Origin of the sequence: Pedobacter sp. BAL39 (genome assembly GCF_000170795.1) — a bacterium.
In the GTDB taxonomy this organism is placed as follows: domain Bacteria; phylum Bacteroidota; class Bacteroidia; order Sphingobacteriales; family Sphingobacteriaceae; genus Pedobacter.
In genome coordinates this window covers 15,053-34,182 of sequence record NZ_ABCM01000016.1, presented here as the reverse complement: position 1 = coordinate 34,182, position 19,130 = coordinate 15,053, and the positions used below count along the sequence as shown (strand labels likewise).

At 45.9% G+C, this 19,130-nt stretch carries 14 protein-coding genes; 8 read left to right on the top strand and 6 right to left on the bottom strand.

What is annotated here, in order from left to right; translation table 11 throughout:
* Positions 1-11: 11 nt before the first annotated feature.
* The 4 genes from PBAL39_RS18075 to PBAL39_RS18060 all read right to left on the bottom strand — a co-directional run bounded on the left by PBAL39_RS18075 (position 12) and on the right by PBAL39_RS18060 (position 7,047).
* A complete protein-coding gene (locus PBAL39_RS18075; RefSeq protein ID WP_008244196.1) occupies positions 12-1,472 on the bottom strand; it encodes a RagB/SusD family nutrient uptake outer membrane protein in 1,461 nt (486 codons plus the stop codon).
* A gap of 17 nt (positions 1,473-1,489) precedes the next feature.
* On the bottom strand, positions 1,490-5,032 hold the full coding sequence (locus PBAL39_RS18070; RefSeq protein WP_008244195.1) for a SusC/RagA family TonB-linked outer membrane protein: 3,543 nt from the start codon (positions 5,030-5,032) through the stop codon (positions 1,490-1,492).
* Between the two features lie 191 nt (positions 5,033-5,223).
* Positions 5,224-6,354, bottom strand: a complete 1,131-nt coding sequence (locus PBAL39_RS18065; RefSeq protein WP_008244193.1) for a FecR family protein — start codon at positions 6,352-6,354, stop codon at positions 5,224-5,226.
* 96 nt (positions 6,355-6,450) lie between these two features.
* Positions 6,451-7,047 (bottom strand): RNA polymerase sigma factor, encoded by a 597-nt coding sequence (locus PBAL39_RS18060; protein ID WP_008244192.1) that lies wholly within the window; start codon positions 7,045-7,047, stop codon positions 6,451-6,453.
* Positions 7,048-7,273: 226 nt separating this feature from the next.
* On the opposite strand from PBAL39_RS18060, the gene PBAL39_RS18055 reads away from it, so the two are divergent.
* Together PBAL39_RS18055 and PBAL39_RS18050 are read left to right on the top strand one after the other, a co-directional pair.
* A complete protein-coding gene (locus PBAL39_RS18055) occupies positions 7,274-10,369 on the top strand; it encodes a glycosyl hydrolase (protein WP_008244190.1) in 3,096 nt (1,031 codons plus the stop codon).
* A gap of 103 nt (positions 10,370-10,472) precedes the next feature.
* A complete protein-coding gene (locus tag PBAL39_RS18050) occupies positions 10,473-10,868 on the top strand; it encodes a hypothetical protein (protein WP_008244189.1) in 396 nt (131 codons plus the stop codon).
* Between the two features lie 4 nt (positions 10,869-10,872).
* Here PBAL39_RS18050 and PBAL39_RS18045 read toward each other — a convergent pair whose 3' ends face one another.
* Entirely contained in the window at positions 10,873-11,430 is a 558-nt protein-coding gene (locus tag PBAL39_RS18045; protein WP_008244187.1) for a hypothetical protein, read from the bottom strand.
* A gap of 286 nt (positions 11,431-11,716) precedes the next feature.
* On the opposite strand from PBAL39_RS18045, the gene PBAL39_RS18040 reads away from it, so the two are divergent.
* Positions 11,717-12,562, top strand: a complete 846-nt coding sequence (locus PBAL39_RS18040) for an endonuclease/exonuclease/phosphatase family protein (RefSeq protein ID WP_039867039.1) — start codon at positions 11,717-11,719, stop codon at positions 12,560-12,562.
* Between the two features lie 48 nt (positions 12,563-12,610).
* Positions 12,611-12,862, top strand: a complete 252-nt coding sequence (locus tag PBAL39_RS18035; RefSeq protein ID WP_008244182.1) for a hypothetical protein — start codon at positions 12,611-12,613, stop codon at positions 12,860-12,862.
* Between the two features lie 23 nt (positions 12,863-12,885).
* Here the strand turns inward: PBAL39_RS18035 and PBAL39_RS18030 are convergent, their stop codons facing one another.
* Complete coding sequence (locus PBAL39_RS18030; RefSeq protein ID WP_157274097.1) at positions 12,886-14,007, bottom strand: porin; 1,122 nt, start codon at positions 14,005-14,007, stop codon at positions 12,886-12,888.
* Positions 14,008-14,215: 208 nt separating this feature from the next.
* Between PBAL39_RS18030 and PBAL39_RS18025 the strand changes: the two genes are divergently transcribed.
* The 4 genes from PBAL39_RS18025 (at position 14,216) to PBAL39_RS18010 (ending at position 19,109) form a co-directional block, all read left to right on the top strand.
* Positions 14,216-15,433 (top strand): BamA/TamA family outer membrane protein, encoded by a 1,218-nt coding sequence (locus PBAL39_RS18025; RefSeq protein WP_008244175.1) that lies wholly within the window; start codon positions 14,216-14,218, stop codon positions 15,431-15,433.
* 174 nt (positions 15,434-15,607) lie between these two features.
* Positions 15,608-17,431 (top strand): type VI secretion system Vgr family protein, encoded by a 1,824-nt coding sequence (locus PBAL39_RS18020; RefSeq protein WP_008244173.1) that lies wholly within the window; start codon positions 15,608-15,610, stop codon positions 17,429-17,431.
* A 6-nt stretch (positions 17,432-17,437) separates the two neighbouring features.
* Positions 17,438-18,769 (top strand): hypothetical protein, encoded by a 1,332-nt coding sequence (locus PBAL39_RS18015; RefSeq protein ID WP_008244171.1) that lies wholly within the window; start codon positions 17,438-17,440, stop codon positions 18,767-18,769.
* Position 18,770: 1 nt separating this feature from the next.
* The gene (locus PBAL39_RS18010) at positions 18,771-19,109 is read left to right on the top strand and encodes a hypothetical protein (protein WP_008244169.1); all 339 of its coding nucleotides are present in this window, start codon (positions 18,771-18,773) and stop codon (positions 19,107-19,109) included.
* The last annotated feature ends 21 nt before the right edge of the window (positions 19,110-19,130 follow it).

Sequence of the window (19,130 nt, the reverse complement as noted above, 5' to 3'; positions counted from 1 at the left end):
TCTTTTAAATGTTAAAGCTTGCCTTGCCAGTAAGGAGTCTGCACAAGGGTATAATCGTCTTTGAACATGGCGGGGTCTATCGGCCACAACCAACCTCCGAGCGGGGAGCCATCCATAAACTGTGTGGACATCCGTTCATTATAGGACGGTAGTTTTTTAGTCCTCACGAGGTCGTAGTACGACTGGCCCTCATAGAAAAGCTCTCTCAATCGTTCTTCCAATATGGTGGTACCGAGGGCATCTCCACTACCAGCATAATCGACCAGTCCGGATCTTTTGCGCACCCTGTTTAGCAGGACTACCGCTTCAGGATCCCTGTTTAACTTATTGAGGGCTTCAGCTCTTAGCAGGATAATGTCGGCAAGGCGGAAAAGGATCAGGTTGTTAGACAACCGGGGATCATTCTGGGCGGAACCATCTGCGTAGGTGACGTTTGAAAATTTGATGGTTTGTCCGTCAGAGGACTGCGCTTGAAAAAAGAAAGTTTTATACCTGACATCACTGGTATCACGGTATATTTTATTGATGTAACTCGTGTTCACAGGCCATTGGATATCTGCCTTATTAGCCACATAAGGAGTTCTTAATGTCGGCGCATAACCACCGCTGTTCAGCGAAATGCCTTCACTTTGTCCGTAGCTGATGTTGATCTCAAAAATTCCTTCAAGTGATTTTCCGATGAATACTTTTGGATATTGTATAGAGTCAAGCAGGCTATAACCCCCGTTTGTGATGACATCGTTTGCAGCAATTTCTGCCCCTGAATAGTCACCTGACCATGCTTTGATATGAGCTTCCAGTGCAAGCGCACTACCTTTGTTGGCCCTTACCGCACGTTGGTTCTCATCGTTGTAGCCGAATTTCAAATTTTCTTTTGCAATGACGAGATCTGCAAGGCACTGTTTCAGCACATTTGCGGCAGTTGAACGCTCGATGTTCTTCGCCTGGTTGATGTCCAGATCAGGTTCAAGCTTGAGTGGCACATCACCCCACACCCTGCTCATGTAAAAGTAGATGTAGGACCGAAGGAAGTAGGCTTCACCGATGATCTGCTGTTTGTCGTCCCTGTTACTGAATTTTTCAATTGCAATTCCAGGTACTTTATTAATGATGAGGTTCAGTTGCTGGATCAACTGGAAGTAAGATTGCCAGTTCCAGTTACCCGAGCCCACATTCAATCCCGTAAACTCTCCATTGGAGATGTTGTAGTTCTGGTTGTCACGGTCCGATCTGATGCTGAATTCGCCGGATGGCACATCGCCGTACACATGCCAGGACGAATTGTTCAACAATATCCTGCGCAACGATGCATAGGCACCGGAGATCGCACTGTTCGCATCCTGACCGTTCGTGAAATACGCTTCGGTAAATGTGGAATTGTGTGGCTCCAGGTCTAATATTTTTTTACAGCCTGTAGTTGCCGTCAATACGATCAGTAGCGCTGTAATATAAGTAGTTAAATTTCTTTTCATGATTCCTGTATATGATGTTAAAGTCCCACTTCTAGACCAATGGTATATTTTTTAGGAATGGAGTAACCACTGCCGTTATAAATACCGAAGGCATCCACTTGCTCTGCATCAGGGAGGTTTGCCGATTGGAAGATGTGCAGGTTGTCTGCCATTCCGTAAACCCTCAACCTGCTGATGGAGAGCTTGCTCAGGACTTTTGGATTAAAGGTGTAGGAAAGGGTCGCGGTTTTGATACGGAGGTACGATCCATTTTCCACCCATCTGGAACTCACGCCTGCATATTTGTAGCGGGTACCATCAAATGAACTTAAAGAAGGGTAGTCGGCATTGTCGCCCGGGTTTCTCCAGTAGTTGATGCCGTTCAGATAAGGAAAGGCATTGGTACTGATGGCGTGCAGGGGATCAGGATCACCATCATCTGTCGGAACAAGGTGTGATAGTTTTCCAACGAGATAATCATTGTAGATGTCACGTCCCAGCGTAAAGTTGACAAATACGGACAGGCTAAAATTTTTGTAGCTGAATGTATTTACCATACCGCCAGTCATTTTTGGATTTGGATTTCCGGAAGGCACATAATCTGTTGCGTCGAGGACACCGTCACCATTGGAGTCTTTCCATATCGGGTCACCACCTCTGAAAGGATAACCGTAAAAACTAAGGACACTTCCATCAATAGGATTAACAGGTACGTCAGCATCTGTTTTATAGATACCCGTTTGTTCAAAAGTGTTGTACTGATTGATTGCTTGCCCTTGTCTCAGCAGGAACTTATCCAGATAAATGTCCCTGCCACCATTAGGCAGTGATGTAATCATATTTTTGTTAAAGGCGAAGTTGAAGTTCGTTTCCCATTGGAAGGCCTTCGAAGGGTTGAAATAGTTTGCAATGAATTGAGTTTCAATACCGGAGTTCCTCGTTCCAATTGCGTTGGAGGTGATGGTAGAATAACCGGTAGTAATTGGGAGGGCGAGGGTAAAGATTCCCTCAGTGGTATTTCTCACATACACATCCGTTACCACACTGAAACGGCCACCAAGGAAGGTCAGGTCTACACCGATGTTGGCTTGTTTCGAATGTTCCCAGGTCAGCTCACTATTAGACAAACCACCTGAAAAGTTAGGAGAAACAGCAGGAATACCGTTGTAAGTATTAGATTCATTCTGTCCGGTATTTGGATTTGAACTTCCGGAGAAGCTTCCTGAACCCACGTTATAGGTATTGAAAGACAGGTAGCTATCGCCGCCGTCGGGCTGACGTCCTGTGATGCCGTAACTTCCACGGATTTTGAAGAGTGTCAGCCATTTTCCGGCCGATTTCATAAACGGTTCATCGCTTACGATCCATCCTGCAGAGAATGAGGGGAAGAAACCTACGCGGTTTCCTTTACCAAACTTGGAGGAAGCATCAGCATTTAGTACCCCTGAAAACAGGTAACGACCTTTAAAATCGTAGTTACCGCGGATGAATCCAGTTTGGATACCATTTTCAATGAGGTCAGAGTAGGTAAATGAATTCATTTTGTTGATGACTTTTACTACGCTGATCTGGTCGTTGGGAATACCATCTGCTTCAGAATAGGTAGCCCTGTATTGGTGAAATTCAGTGTTCTGTCCTAAAAGTACATTCAGGTGATGGATGTCATTGAGGGTGGTAGAATACTGTATGGTATTACTCATCAGGTAATTCGCTGAGTTATCGACGAAGCTGGAGGCGATACCAGTGCCACTTTGTCTTACTGTACCGGGTGTGAATGCATCTTTTCTGCTGTTCGCAGATTCATAGGAGATGATGGTGTTAAACATCCAGTTTTTTCCGATCTTCCAGTCTATGGTCGGACTGATGGTCAGGCTGTTGTTGGTATTTGCATCTGTCTGCACTTTTGTGCTTCCGAAGATGAAATCCCTGTTTGCCTGAGGTAGAAAAAGGTTGGATGACGGAAGTGGGCTGCTGGCGTAATATCCTCCGTTGAAAGGGCTTGTACCACCACTCAGGTCACTCACAGACCTTGGTCTGTCCAGGCGGCTGTAACGGATTTGTACGCCCACATTGAGCTTAGGTGTGATGTTAACCCCCATGCGGCTGTTCAGGCTATACCTGTCGAAACCGGATTTCTTGATGATTCCGTCTTCGCTAAAATAATTCAGTCCATAGCGGTAGGTAAAGACATCTGAGCCACCGGTGAAGGAAAGGTCGTAGTTGCTCACCATTCCTGTCTGATAAAGTTCACCTCTATAGTCATTGGCATTATTGAATGCCGGGTTTAAGCTGTCCGTAAGGATCTGAGGTATATTTTTAAGGTCATCATAATCTCCGTAGTGGTTGATCAGCTCCATTTTAGCACGTCCTTCTTGTGCGCCGATCAATACCTTATCCAGGTCTGGGCGGTCGGTGAGACCGTGATAAGTGGAGAAGGTAATACGTGTTTTTCCTGCCGTACCTGCTTTGGTTTTGATCAGGATGACACCATTTGCACCTCTGGAACCATATACTGCAGATGCGGAAGCATCTTTTAGGATATCAATGCTTTCAATATCTGCAATAGGGATACCTGCCAGTACATCGGTGCTGGTTCCGTTACCATAGTTGATGGCAGCAATGTCTTCTGTAGATTGTGGTACACCATCCACTACATATAGCGGTCCGCTGATGGCCCTTGCCAGACTGGCTTTGCCTGATGCAGAATTCGGATTGTTGTCAATATTTCTGCTGACAGCAGTGTTACCCCTGAGCACCACTGTATTGCGCACTCCCGGTTCTCCGGAGAAGTTTTGTACGTTCAAGCCGGCTACACGTCCCTGCAGGAGATTGCTGATGGAAGGCGCGGGGATGTCCTGAATGGCCTTTGGATTTACGGAGGTGATTGCAGCACTGGCCTTCCTGCGGGATACCTCCTGATAGCCGATGACGACCACATCGTCGAGGACTTTTTCATCAGGAACGAGGGTGATGCTGATGTTGGTCTCGCCATTCTTTACTACAACCTCCTTGGTTTTGTAGCCGAGCATGGTGAAGACAAGTGTATTTCCTGCATCAGCGACGATGGAAAAAGTACCGTCTGTAGCGGAGGCCGTTCCTTTTTTTGTCGTCCTGTTGACAACGGATGCTCCAGGTAATGGCTGCCCGTTTTCGTCCACGATCTTTCCGCGGATGTCAATCAGCTTCAGCCGTTCAATGGCTTCTTCAATGAAGGACTTTTCCTCCTTAATTCTGACTACCACGGTTTTTGAGGAGATGGAATAGGTGAGGGGCTGTTTGCTGAACACCTCGTTGAGCACCGCCTCAATTTCTGCCTCCCTGACATTGATATTAATGGGTTTGCTTTTTCTGATGACTTCGTCGGTATATACGAAGTTGTACCCGCTTTGCAACCTTAATTCTTTAAGGATGGTTTTCAAAGGGGTATTCGTCCTGTTTAGGTTGATCTTTTGAGCAAAGCCAGACGCACTGACCTGCAGAAAGGAAGCTAATAATATTACGGTGGTTAATCGCACAATAAGCCATATTTTATGGGAATAGCCGCGTGGTATACCCGGTTTCCTGGTATAAATTTTATACATTTGCTTAGGTTTGGTTTTTGCGTGTGCCTGTATTTCTGCACTTTAACGTGTAGAAGCAGGCTCACGGGTTAAGCAACATGCCCTGAGTTTCGAAGTCCAGGCATTTGCGGTTGATCATTTTATTTTTAAGCATGCCAAACATCTTCCAGGAGTGTTGCAAGCACTTCTGGTTGTTTAACATTTAGGTTGAGTTATTTTATTACCATGATCCTCCTTCCTTCGACTTTAAAATGAACTTTCCCTGTTAATTCTAATATCTTCAATACCTCCGAGAGGTTGTCAAATCTGGATACTGCACCACTGAACTCGTCTCTTGGGATATCCCCTTCATAGTCTACACGCACATTGTACCAGCGTTCAACCATCCTCATGATGTTTTGGATATTTTCACTTTCAAACATAAACTGATTGTTCTTCCAGGCGATCGCCAACTCGGTATCTACATTCCGCACCTGGAGCACTCCGTTGTTTAGTGCCTGCTGTCCCGGGCTGAGGGTGGCCTCAGCACCATTACCATTCACCTTTACACGGCCTTCCAGCAAGGTAGTTTTTGTAAGCGGTTCATTAGCGTAGGCATTCAGATTAAAATGTGTGCCTAAGACCAGAACTTCCTGAGTACTTGTCTTTACGACGAAAGGCTGAGAGGGGTCTTTGCTGACCTCAAAATAAGCTTCGCCATCCAGTTCAACTTTACGTTGTGCAGTTTTACTGAAACTTACCGGATATTTTAAAGAAGAGCCGTTGTTCAGCCAGACCCTGGTTCCATCAGGAAGCCTGATCTGATATTGTTGTCCGAAAGCGGTACTTAGCGTATTGTATCTCAGTGGCTCGCCCTCTTGTTTCTCCAGGTCGCTGATCTCATAAATAATTTGCCCGTCCGCGGATTTTGAGATGCTGACCCCGGACTCGTTCGCCAGTTTTCCATTTCCATGATCCGTCAGCAATATTTTTTTGCCATCAGCAAGGGTTAATGTTGCTGAATTCTTTCCTGGCTGGATGTGGTTTGCGAGGTTCAGGTCCCGGTGTTGCGAAACCTGACGCTGATAGATCAGCGTTACAAAACTGCAGATGAGGATCAGAATGGAAGCAATGGCCAACAGACGCCTGATCTTGAGGCTGCGACTAACGCGAAGCGGCTTTTTTGAGACCTCGATCCTTTCTTTTAGCCTTTTACCAAATACTGCTTTCTCCGCATCAGATATCACCCAGTTGCCAATGTTGACTTCCTGGTCAATCCATGCTTCGATCGCCTGTTGTTCTTCAAATGAGCATTCACCGTTACGGTAGCGTTGTAAAAGTTCGTTAGCTTGTTGTCTGTTCATGAGATCGCATGCTCATCCTTAGGGGACTTACAATATGACTATTCATAAAAAGCTGGTTTGGTGGTAGATTTATTTTTATTTTTTTTAAAAAATCTGCTAATGTCTCAGCAGGTGCATTAAAATGACGTAACTAACGCCGGTAACTCCACTTGTAATGTTGGAAGAGATGATCTTTAATGCGTTGCTGATCTGTTTTTTTACCGTTCCTTCCGCAATCCCCAGTTTTTGGGAAATTTCACGGTAAGATAGTTGCTCCTGCCTGCTCAATAAGTAGATTTCCTGCATCTTTGCCGGCAGTTTAGCCACTGCATGGTCTACATTTGACTGTAATTCTTTCACAATGATCTGATCGACAATCTCCGACCCGCAGGTGGCATAATTTGCGGACAGCCGCTCCAGGAAATTATGCTTGTGGATATTTTTTTCAATATACCTTAAGGAAAGGTTTCTTGTAGCCTTGATCAGATAAGAAATGACCGTACCACGGATTTCGAGTTCTGCAGATCGGTTCCATAAAGATACAAAAATCTCCTGCACAATATCGGCACCCTCGTCCTCGGATTTCGTAAGCCTTATGGCATAAGTAGCCATCTTCTCCCAGTGCCGGTTGTAGATCTCCGTAAATGCAGCCTCCTTACCAGCCCTCATCAGGCTGATCAGCTCATGGTCAGTATACTTACTACATATTTCCATTCTGTTTGGTAGATGTCTTGATATGAAAATTGGTATGGTGGTAATGATGCGTTATGAACTACGTAAAAATAACAAATCGGTGCCGTAATTTTATTAAAAAAAAATGATGATTATCAAAAATACCAAATCTAATATCAAAAAGTTGTACCTCTGCTGTTTCATTCTGCGATATATTTGACCTCAGGGCAAACTTATGATGCTTGTCGCACATCTGTAACCATCATTTATGAAAACATCCTCATCATTAGTCTGCAAATCTTTCCGGATCAATATTTTATTGTTGTTATTTTTAACGGCTGTGCTGATCTATGGATGTAGCCATGAGTTAAATCCGGGCGCATCATCCACAATTTTGCTGAAGGCAGGGTTTATGAACCCGCCAGCTCAGGCAAAACCGGGTGTATATTGGTATTTTATGGATGGTAACTTGTCAAGGGCCTCCATGACCGCCGATCTGGAATCCATGAAACAGGCTGGTATCGGTAATCTGATCTTCCTTGAAGTGAATGTAGGAGTGCCGCGCGGAAAGGTTGATTTTCTTAGTGAAGAGTGGCAGGATTTATTTGCCCATGCCGTTGCAGAATGTGAACGGCTTGGAATCGAAATGACCCTGGGTATCGGCCCTGGATGGAGTGGTAGTGGTGGCCCATGGGTCAATGCAGCACAGTCGATGCAACATCTGGTGTCCAGCAGTGTCAGCGTAACTCATCCGCATCAGGGGAAAATTATGCTCCCTCAGCCACGCCCTGCAAATCCTTATTTCGGAGAAGGGGTGTTTACCGATGGATTGAAACAGGCCTGGAACGACTTCTACCAGGATGTGGCCGTGCTGGCTTATCCGACACCCCGGAGGGAGGGTAAACTGGAGGATGTTGCTGAAAAAGCACTTTATTACCGTGCGCCGTATACTTCTGTAAAAAATGTAAAGGAATACTTGCCCTCAAGGGCGTTATATGCTGCCGCTGTGCCAGGTACGGTAATTGACAAGGATCGTATCATCGACCTTAGCGACCGTATGCTCCCGGATGGCACATTGAACTGGGAGGTGCCCGACGGCAGCTGGACGATCGTCCGGTTTGGCGCCAGAAACAATGGGGCAATCACCAGGCCTGCACCTTTCCCCGGACTTGGCTTTGAGGCTGACAAGTTCGATACTACCGCAATACGGCTACATCTGGACCAGTATGTAGGCAGACTTCTTGGTAAAATTAAGAAACAGTCTCCAGGAAGTGTTGGCGGGCTAAAAAGATTGCATATGGACAGTTGGGAGATGGGCGCCCAGAACTGGACCGGCAACTTCCGCCAGGAGTTTATCAAAAGAAGAGGTTACGATCCGCTTCCCTATTACCCGGTATACAATGGCAGCATTGTTGGCAATGAAGAAATCAGTGAGCGTTTCCTGTGGGACCTCAGGCAAACCTCGCAAGACCTGATCCTGGAGCACCATGCCGGATATGTAAAATCTTACGCCCATCAGCGCGGTATGAGCCTGTCCATAGAACCCTATGACATGAACCCTGCAGCCGACCTGGAGCTCGGTGCTGTTGCTGATGTGCCCATGAGTGAGTTCTGGAGTGCCGGATATGGCTATAATTCGGTATTCAGTTGTATTGAAGCCACGTCAATTGCTCATGTAAACGGCATTGCACTTCATCCTGCCGAAGCATTTACGGCTGAGAACAACGAGGGATGGAAGCAGTATCCCGGCTCGATGAAAAATCAGGGCGACTGGGCCTTCGCAAATGGGATCAACAGGTTTGTGTTTCATACTTTTCAAAATCAGGTTTTGCCGGATAGCCTGCGGCCGGGGATGACCATGGGGCCTTATGGTGTGCACTGGGATCGAAACCAGACCTGGTGGCCTATGGTGGGGAGCTATCACAGCTACCTTTCCAGGTCTCAGTTTCTGCTTCAGCAGGGGCATCATGTCGCTGATGTCCTCTACCTTTCCCCGGAAGGGGCGCCACATGTTTTCCGGCCGCCTTCCTCTGCAATGAAGGGCACAGATATTCTTCCTGACAGAAAGGGATATAACTTTGACGGTTGTGCACCCGCACAGCTGTATGCAGCTACGGTCAAGGCCGGTAAAATCTCATTTCCAGGAGGAGCGAGTTATCATTTGCTCGTGATGCCGGATGTGCAAACCATGACGCCCCGGCTGCTTGAGAAATTACGTAGTCTTGTGGATCAAGGCGCTGTGGTTGTTGGCAATGCGCCACTGAAGTCGCCAGGTCTTACGGACTATCCAGCGTGTGACGAGGCGATAAAGTCCATCACCCGGGCGCTATGGGGATCGAATCCGAAGCCGGCACCGGAAATATCAGCTATCCCTTATAAAAAAGGGAAAATTTACGCTGGAGAAGCACTCTACAACAAAACCAATGGTCTATATCCGACATATGAACGTACTGCTGCCATCCTAAAATCAATGAGACTGCTGCCTGATTTTAGTTCTGAAGGGCCGCTCAGGTACATCCATCAGGCAAGTGCCGACTGGGATCTCTATTTTATTTCCAACACTACAGGGGAGGAGCTATATACCAATGCCACTTTCAGAAGTACCAAAGGCGCCGTGCCCGAATGCTGGAATGCCGTAAATGCCGAAATATCTAAGATAAAGGATTTTGAAAAATCGGAGGGGAGCACATCCATGGCGCTGAGCTTCGCTCCATATGAAAGTTATTTTATCCTATTCCCGAAAAGGGCAACCGACGGAGTTGAAAAAATACGCACGATGACCAGGCTTGTGGAAGTTAAAGATACGATAAAAGGCGCATGGGAGGTCTGGTTTGATCCAAAATGGAAGGGGCCGGGTAAGGTGGTCTTTCCGGTGCTGAGCGATTGGAGCCAGCACAAAGATCCGGGTATTAAATATTATTCAGGAACAGCAGTCTATAGCAAAAGCTTTGACTACAGTCCGCAAGCCGGTAAAAAGAACGACGTGCAGTACCTCGACCTGGGAGGGGTAAACTGCATGGCCCGGGTAAAGTTAAATGGAAGGGACCTTGGTATATTATGGACCGCACCGTGGCGTATCGAAGTAACAAAGGACTTGCGTTCCGGGAAAAATGAACTGGAAGTGGAGGTGGTCAATCTGTGGCCGAACAGGCTGATTGGTGATGAACAGCTGCCTGATGATGGTATTGTCAATGGACAATGGCCTGACTGGCTTAAAAATGGCGACAGGAGGAACAGCGGGCGGGTGACGTTTACCACTGCCCGTCATTACAGTAAAAATTCGCCATTATTGTCGTCCGGATTATTAGGACCGGTAACGTTGGTCAGGAATTTATCTGTTGCTGGAACAGAAGGAAATGAATAGGGGATTTATTTTTCTTGAAAACTATTTCTATTTTTAGCACTTAAACTACCATCATTTATTAATTACCAATCAATGTACTATTGATTACCAACCCTTCTACATTATGAAAAAGATGCTTTTTGTATTGACATTTATGTGTGTTTCTTTCTTTGCCAAAGCGGATCAGCTGGCAGCGCTCACACAAGAACAGGCTGAGAAAGCCGTGGCTTACCTGAAAAAGGAACCTGCAGTGATCCTGTGGTGCACTTGCTGCGACAATGATGAGCCTAAGAAAGTAACTGTCAACGAAGTTTTTATTAAACGCGACGCCGATGGCAAGTATTGTTCTGTCGTACTGAAAGGACGTGACGATGCAGGAAATGAAGTTGAGGAATACTTGGATCTGGCGTATGTATTTGTGAAAAAAGGCAGTAAGGCCCATTGCCTTGGGAAAGTACTCAAGTTTAAATGCGATCCTTGCGGAGATCCTTTTAGCTGGACCTTCGAAGGGATGGGCTAAGCTTTTAAGGCTTAGCCAAGGTGTATACCTTCGGTAAATATTTAAGGTAGGTGATATTCAAACTGTCACCTACCTTATAATGATGTTCTTCCTCATCATGGTAAAGTGTTTCATAATTCTGATCTGCAACCTTAAACGTACATTTGATCAGCCATTTGCCTTTATCGTTTTTTTCCTCTTCCAACTTCCGGTCAGTGATCACTGCCTTGGTCTGCAGACCTTCCGTCTTTAATGCCTGTTCCTTACGATAATCCTGAAAATAGTCGAATGTCGGAATGACAAAGAATAAAGACAATACTGCCATTGTAATCGCCTCACGATTAAAAAGCCGAAGTATACCATACACTAGTATTGGTACCAAGGCAATAGCAGCAATCAACGTAAGCATTCCAATTGCCTGGTCATCCGCATATAGGATGGGCAATGGTAAAAAATACAAGAATAATAAATCCCCTATTAGGAGTGCCATACCGGCAATCCGTAATAATCCAAGCAACAAATGCTTGTTCCCCCACTTGTTCATGGCGGTAAAGCTAAGGTTATTTGCAATTGATGTATTCATTTTTGGCTAGTCTATGACACGAAAATTACACTATTAGCTAAATTTACAACTTAAAACTCTAATTTCCTCACGTTATCGAGAACTTTGAGGAATAAACGTTAATTTAGGCAATATATTGTGTCGTAATTTGGCTATTGTTTCTGTCGTTAAAGGCGTTTTTTCTTAACGGGTTGACAGGTTTACTTGCATGTTTTTTTAATGTGATTGAGCTCAGAATTAACAATTCCTTTATATTGTAACTTTACTTTTGTCCAAACACAACATTGAAACTTTAAATGATAACATTATGAAAATTAAATCTCTATTCGCTGTATTGATCCTTGTGCTGGCCGGAGCGGCCAGTTATGCCCAGCAATATACCGTAGGTACGTTTAACATCCGTAACGACAATTCTGGTGATGTCGGTAACCGGTGGGAACAACGTGGACCTGTGAGTGCAAATTTGCTCCGCTTTCATCAGTACGATGTCTTCGGTGTACAGGAAGCCTTCAAAAATCAGGTAGATGATCTTCAGCGTTTGCTTCCTGAATACGACCATTATGGTGCGGGCAGAGATGACGGTAAAGATGGTGGGGAGCATTCTACTGTTTTTTACCGTAAGGACAAGTTTAAATTGATCAAAAAAGGTGATTTCTGGTTGTCCGAAAATCCGGACCGCCCTGGATTGGGATGGGATGCCACCTGCTGTAACAGGATCTGTTCTTATGTTTGTCTACAAGACCTGAAAACCGGAAAACAGTTTTATTTCTTCAATGCACATTTTGATCACGAAGGTAAGATTGCGAGGGTGGAAAGCAGTAAGCTGATCATCAGTAAAATCCGCTCCATCGCCGGCAAGCTTCCAGCCATCTTTACAGGCGATCTAAATGGCGGCCACAGCAGCGAGTGGTACCTGACGCTTGCCAATTCAGGTTTTCTTAAAGATACGTATGGTCAAGTGAAATTCCCTTATGCCAATAATGCCTCATTTAATGCTTTCGGTAAAGCGCTGGAAGGCAAGGAGATCATCGACCATGTTTTCGTTACCAAAGATTTTACTGCTAAAAGATGGGGACTGCTCACCGATACCTATCATGGTAAATTCATCTCTGACCATTTTCCTGTGCTGGTAGATGTGGTATTGAAGCCATAACTAAAAAACCAATTTTGCTAATGCTTGTTCTATAATAAATCGAATATTATGGAACCTAAAAATGAAAATACCGAAAACGACCTGGAGAACCATCTGATCATTTCCGCAGAGATGGATCCTGATCGTGCTGAAAAGCCAGTTAATGAAGAAGTCAACCAGGGATATAACTCTGCGGATGACACCGGCAATACCAACGAAGACCTGGAGCTGGACCCTGATGATGATGCCAGTACTAATCTGGATCATGAGGATCTGGAGGCATTAAACGGTTTGGACATAGATGAGGATGAGATTATGTAGTCTCATCCTTTTTATTTTCTGCTTTATAGTCTGGTTTGGACCTGCACAATAATTGTTTCATTGTTGTATCGGGTGGTACCAGATTCATTGTGTTTGTAGCGGTCAATGTTAATACCGAGCTGGATACGTGCATTGTAAGTCTTCAGAAATTCCGTGCTGATCATCGGCGTATAGGTTTGTCTTGGGTTTCTGAGGTGTTTAAAATCAGCATCAAAGTATTCATATCTGCAGGAAAGCTCAATTGACCTAAGGCGGTGATAGTTGATTGCATAGCGTAAATTGGGTAAAAAGTAAGCCCCGCGCATTTGGTAGTTGGAGAGGGAGCCTTGTCTTGCAGCGGAATCCAGATTGTAGTATAAAACATGGTTGCTGCCCTGCTTGAATTCAGTTTCAATTTCCAGGGACCACTTTTTGCAGATGGGCACGGTACCAGACAAGTCTGCTCCAGTCGCATAAGCGCCGGTTCGGGACACATTAGCCAGGCCTCCGTTAAGCCCCAGTTTGACGAGATGTTTTTTATTGAGTTCCATTTCCACCCGTGAAGAGAAATGTTTGCCATTGTCATTGTCCATGACCTGGTTTCTGTTGTTCCCGTTGACTACAGTGAGCTCGTACCTCAAAGGTAAGGTGCCAGCTATGGCACCATAAATACTGGCACCCATCTGGAAGCTCTGCCAACCATTGTTTCCAAAGGCTGTGTATTGGTTCGAGTACTCCAGGGATTTGATGAGGTCTACAGGATACATATCTTCAAGTCCGAAGGCGGGCCTGAACTGTCCCATTTTAAAATTCAGGTGAGTGTTCAGCCTGTAGGTCAAAAATGCATTTTCCAGGACTTTGTTTTTTGGGTCTGATTTGAACTCTGCCAGGTTAAGAAGCAGAAAGACCTCCGTGCGGTCGGAAATTTTTGATGTAAACTGCAATCGGACTCTTTTAAGGTCGAAATCATTGTAAATAGCCTTATTGTCGAGATGGTGCTGCCCATTCAGGTCAACATGTGCATTCGAACTATAGGAGTAACGTGCCTGGAGCAGTCCCTGAATGTATATTTTTAGCTTTGTAGAATCAATTTTGGAAAACTCCTGGGCATGTAGATTTGTCAGACAGTGGAGGGCGCACGTCAGTGCAATTATTGCTCTTTTCATAAAGGACATCATGTTGGTTTTTGACCGGCCAATAATAGAGAATCTCGCTGCGACGAAAATTGACGGACATTACATTTTTAACTGACTGTAGACAGTTGGTTATAGTCAGGAGTATGATTTCTGACTGAATCTTTTTTGTTTAATGATGATGCGCGCTTTCTCAAACAATTTGGCTTGGTTAATGTATAAGAATAACTAAACTGCATTTATGTATAAAATTTTCCTCACCATCATCTGCTTGTCGCCATTGGGTCTGTTTGCGCAGAATACAGGCGACCTGATTCCACAAAATAGAACGGTGAAGGATACCGCCAGGCAAACTGACCTGATCGATATTGGGAAGGCACTGTTCAAAATCCGTCCTCAGAAAATCAGGGAACAAAAGGATAAACGCGTTTACTTCTCTATCCTTCCTGTGAGTGGCGCGGCTCCTGGTGGTAGTGGAAGAGCACTGGTGACCAGCACCAGCGCTGGTATTTACCTTGGGCCAAAGCGTACCACAAATCTTTCCAGTGCGTCGTTTACTCCATACTGGAACTTTGGCAACCGGTTCGGACTTCCATTGCGGAACAGCATCTGGTTACCGGACAATACCTGGCTCATTCAGGGCGATATCCGCTTTCTGGTGTACCCGCAATATACCTGGGGTCTCGGCAGCGGCTCAAACGACCACCGTACGTTGGTAGATTATAATTACATCCGTTTTTATCAGAGTGCACTCAAACGCATTAAGCCATATCTTTTTGCCGGTGTAGGCTATCACCTGGACTATCATTTTAACATCCACAGCGATGAGCCAAATGTCAATCTGCCGGAGTTTACCAACTATAAATATGGCACCAGCAGAAACTCCTTTTCCTCAGGGATCAGTCTGAACTTACTGTATGACAGCCGCAATAATTCCATTAATCCGTTGCCGGGGATGTACGGTAACCTGGTATACCGCATTAATCCCGGCTTTCTCGGCAGCAATAACTCCTGGAGTTCCGTTTATCTGGATGTCAGGAAATACATCGCCCTTAATAAGACAGATCGCAATCAGCAGAACACCCTGGCATTCTGGTCATATCTATGGACTACCTTAAGCAGTAAAACACCTTATCTTGATTTGCCAAGTACAGGATGGGATCCCTACAACAGGTCTGCGAGGGGCATAGACCAAAACCGGTACCGCGGTAAAACTTTGCTTTATCTGGAAAGTGAATACCGCAGGGACATCACTGACAATGGTCTGCTTGGATTTGTCACTTTTGCAAATGTCAATACCGTTAGTGGCTCAGGTTCTTTTGCAACGTCATGGCACCCTGCAGTAGGCGCAGGGTTGCGGGTGAAATTCAATAAGGGCTCCGGTACAAATATTGGAATCGACTATGGGATCAGTAAAGGATACAGTGCATTTACCCTTGGATTGGGGGAGGCTTTTTAAACCCTGAATTTCCTATGTGAACATAAAATACCTTTCTGATTACGTTTGTGTATATCATTTTGATTTATTAAATAATAAATTAAGAAAATATTTGCTGATTGGAATGATTCTTGGGCAACGCAATAATATCTAATTTACGATAAGTTGCTGTCTAACAGTTAGTACATCAGACCTATGGGAAACAACCTCATCATTGAAATCAGTATAGGAGATCAACAAATCCTAAACTCGAGCGCATTTACGCTGCACCAACAATTCAACGCACACCATTTTTTTGAGCTGAAGATCAAACATGACCAGATGGGGGCACCGGGATTAATCAGTCTCGACGATAGCCGCGATTTTGTCGGCCAAACCCTACATGCTTCGTTTGGCCATGCCAACGATCAGCTGCAGCAGTTTTCTGGGATCGTCACGAAGGTGGAGCTGGCGCAGACCAATGGCTATCACGGCACCTTAATCGTAAGTGGTTATAGTCCGACCATCCTGATCGACCGGGGCGCGGACATCGGTTCTTACCTTGCAAAAGACCTGAACAGCATTGTTAAGCTGGCTACTAAGGATACACCGGCGAATGACTTGAAAATCACCGCCAATGCTGCCCGCAAGGCAGCAATTGACTATGTTATCCAATACCGGGAGAGCGACTTTGACTTCCTGAACCGCCTGGCGGGGGAATACCATGAATGGTTTTACTACGATGGCCAGCAGCTGAACTTCGGCAAGCCAGATGATCAGCCGGAGGTTGCCTTGTTTTATGGGCGTGATGTTCAGGGATTACAGTATGCCATGGGGGTTGCACCAATCAAAAATAAGCGTTTTGCCTACAATCCGCGGCAGGATGAAATGCTTGAAAGTGAGAGCACCGGCAAGGCGGATGGTATGCCCGACCTCGTACATGCGGTGAACGCTTCAAATACGATGTACAGTAAACCCTTCAATCAGCATTCTGTCATTCGGGTAGACAACAGCAGCGACATCAAAAGTCATGTAGAAAATGAAGAAAAGGCCAACATCAGCGAGCTGCTGAAGATCAGCGCTCATGGCGACAATCCGCTGGTGGCGATTGGTGCGGTAGCTGACATCAGCATGAGCGTACAGCAGGATCTACAGTTCAATACCTCCAGTCTGGGTAAGTTCCTGATCACTTCGGTATATCATTTTATTGACGACCGTGGTCATTATAACAACTCTTTTGAGGGGGTGGTATCCACTACAGAAAGAGTAGCTTTTAAAAATTATGCCAGGCCCAACCCGGACATCCAGCTGGCAGATGTAGTGAACAATGACGACCCGCAAGGCCAGGGAAGAATCAAGGTGAAGTTTAAATGGGCTTGTGAGAATAACGACGAAACAGAATGGCTGAGGGTGGTGACGCCTGATGCGGGGAGCAGCGGCAAGGTGAGCACCAACCGAGGTTTTGTGTTTATCCCTGAGGTAGGCGATCAGGTGGTGGTGGCCTTTGAGGAGGGGAATATCGCACGCCCCTTAGTTATGGGCAGTGTTTTTCATGGAAAAACAGGAAAGGGCGGCAGTGCAAGCAATAATTCCAAGAGCCTGACTTCCAAAAGCGGACATACAGTGCAGCTTAATGATGCCGGAGGGATTACCGTCATGGATAAAGATGAAAACCTGATGGTGCTGGATGGGGCAGGAAACATCTCCCTGCATTCGAAGATCAGCATTACCCTGAGCTGCGGCGAAGGTGAGAGTGCGGCGAGTGTATTGAGTATGGACAAGGATGGGAACATTCTATTGAAGGCAAAGACCATTGCCGGTCTGGGCTCTGAGCTGGTTTCGATGGGTTCGGGCAGTGGTGAGGGAGACAGTTTCTCTGGATCCGGATTTTCGCTTGATCCCGAAAACGTCAGTATCGGAGCCAAGGACAAGTGCAGCGTGATTGGTGCCAGCAGCCTTGAAGCAAGCTCAGGTGGAACGGTCATGGTGCAGGCAAAAGGAGAAACCATCGTTCAGGGGTCTAAGGTCAATATAAATTAGGTACCGATGGAGAATAACGCAATCATGCAGCGCGTAATGATGCTGTCTGAAATGTGGGCAGAAGCCATCATCACGCAACCGCAGGCCAGGGTGTTTGCCTGGGTAGGTGCGTCGTCCGTAGAATTTAAAACCATCAAAGGTTTTGTGATCTTTCAGACCTCAATGGAGAAAACACTTCAGGATAAGGTGCTGATGTTCACCCAGCCTTTTGAACCTGAGCGTCGTGGTTATGCTGAACACCTTTGCAGTGATCTGCACCAATACTTTAAGGAATGGAATAAAGATCCCTCCTTAACAGCGGATACCGGAATTATCGACTGGGAGCCTGGTTTTGATGATGGCGGAGGTGATGAGGGAGGACTGTTCATCGACAATATGAATAAGCTGGCCAGGGCGCTGAATGTAAATGGGCATCAGGAGAAGCTGACATTGGTGCTTTTCCCAAACCGGATGAACAATATTGATGCGTACAACCAATGGCTGGAGGCGTTGATCAAAGCAGGCCTTCCAGCGCACATCAGGCTGATGTTGTATGAATCCCGCGACAGCATGTTCTTTGATCGGATCGCTAAAAAATATACAGATACTTTCCAATACTTGTATCCGGACCTCGACATCGCGGGCGCGATGAATCAGATTCTGGAAGATAGCAAATCCCAGAAGGGAAGTCAGCAGGAGAAGGACATGCTGAGTTTTCAGCAGGCACTGATCAAGATGAATGAGGCTATTGGCTATCAGGATGATGAGGATGTGAGGCATTATCGTGATGTGTGTCTGAAGCTTGCAAAGACCTATAACTGGGATGACCAGCAGGCATTGGTTTATTTTTTCATGCACACCTATTATGCCTCCCTTCAGAATGTGAAAAAAGCGCATGAGGCGATAGATGAAGCCATCAGCATCACTCTGAATTCCAATAGCTTCAATGCTGCTCAGACGCAGTACCAGTATTATATCGCAAAGGGTAACCTTCATTTTATGGACAAGTCCTTTGCAAAGGCGGCGGAGGTTTACCAGATCAGCCTGTCGCTGGACCGGCAGCATGCCAGTCCGCTGATGCTGGCAGGGATCCACCAGATGTTGGGAAACAGCCTGCGGAAGTCGGCGGGTAAAACTGAAGCCTGGTCTTGCTTTGAGGAAGGCTGGGCTTTGCTGCGCAGTCAGGCTGATGAGGAGCTTAAAGACAATACCATGGCGATGTTTTACGCAAAGGACATGCTGAGTGTGGCAGATCAGGCGATGCTGAATCACTACAAACCGCAGATGGATGCCCTCTGGGGGACGAGCTGGGAGCATCAGCTTTCGGCGCAATATCAGGAAATGAGTAAAACCAAATAGGATGAAAAACAATGCAGCAACATGGCTTGGTGCCATCTTTACCTCCCTGTCACTGGTGTATAGCGGATGCAGTTATTTTAATAATGACGAAGAAGACAACATAAATGCAATGAAATATATCGAAGCAAAGGCTGTGGTGAACCAGAAGATGCCTGAGCGGGTAACCCGTTATGGAGCAAAGCAAGCCAGATATAACATCACCATCATCGACCCTGATGGGAAAGGCATCCCACGCTACAATTGCGAGCTGGGCGGTAGTCATGCCCTGAACGATACGGTAGTGGTGTACTACGATCCCAATGAACCACTGACCAGCGAAGTGCTGACTAAGAAACCCTGATACTTTTTTAACGCAATCTAC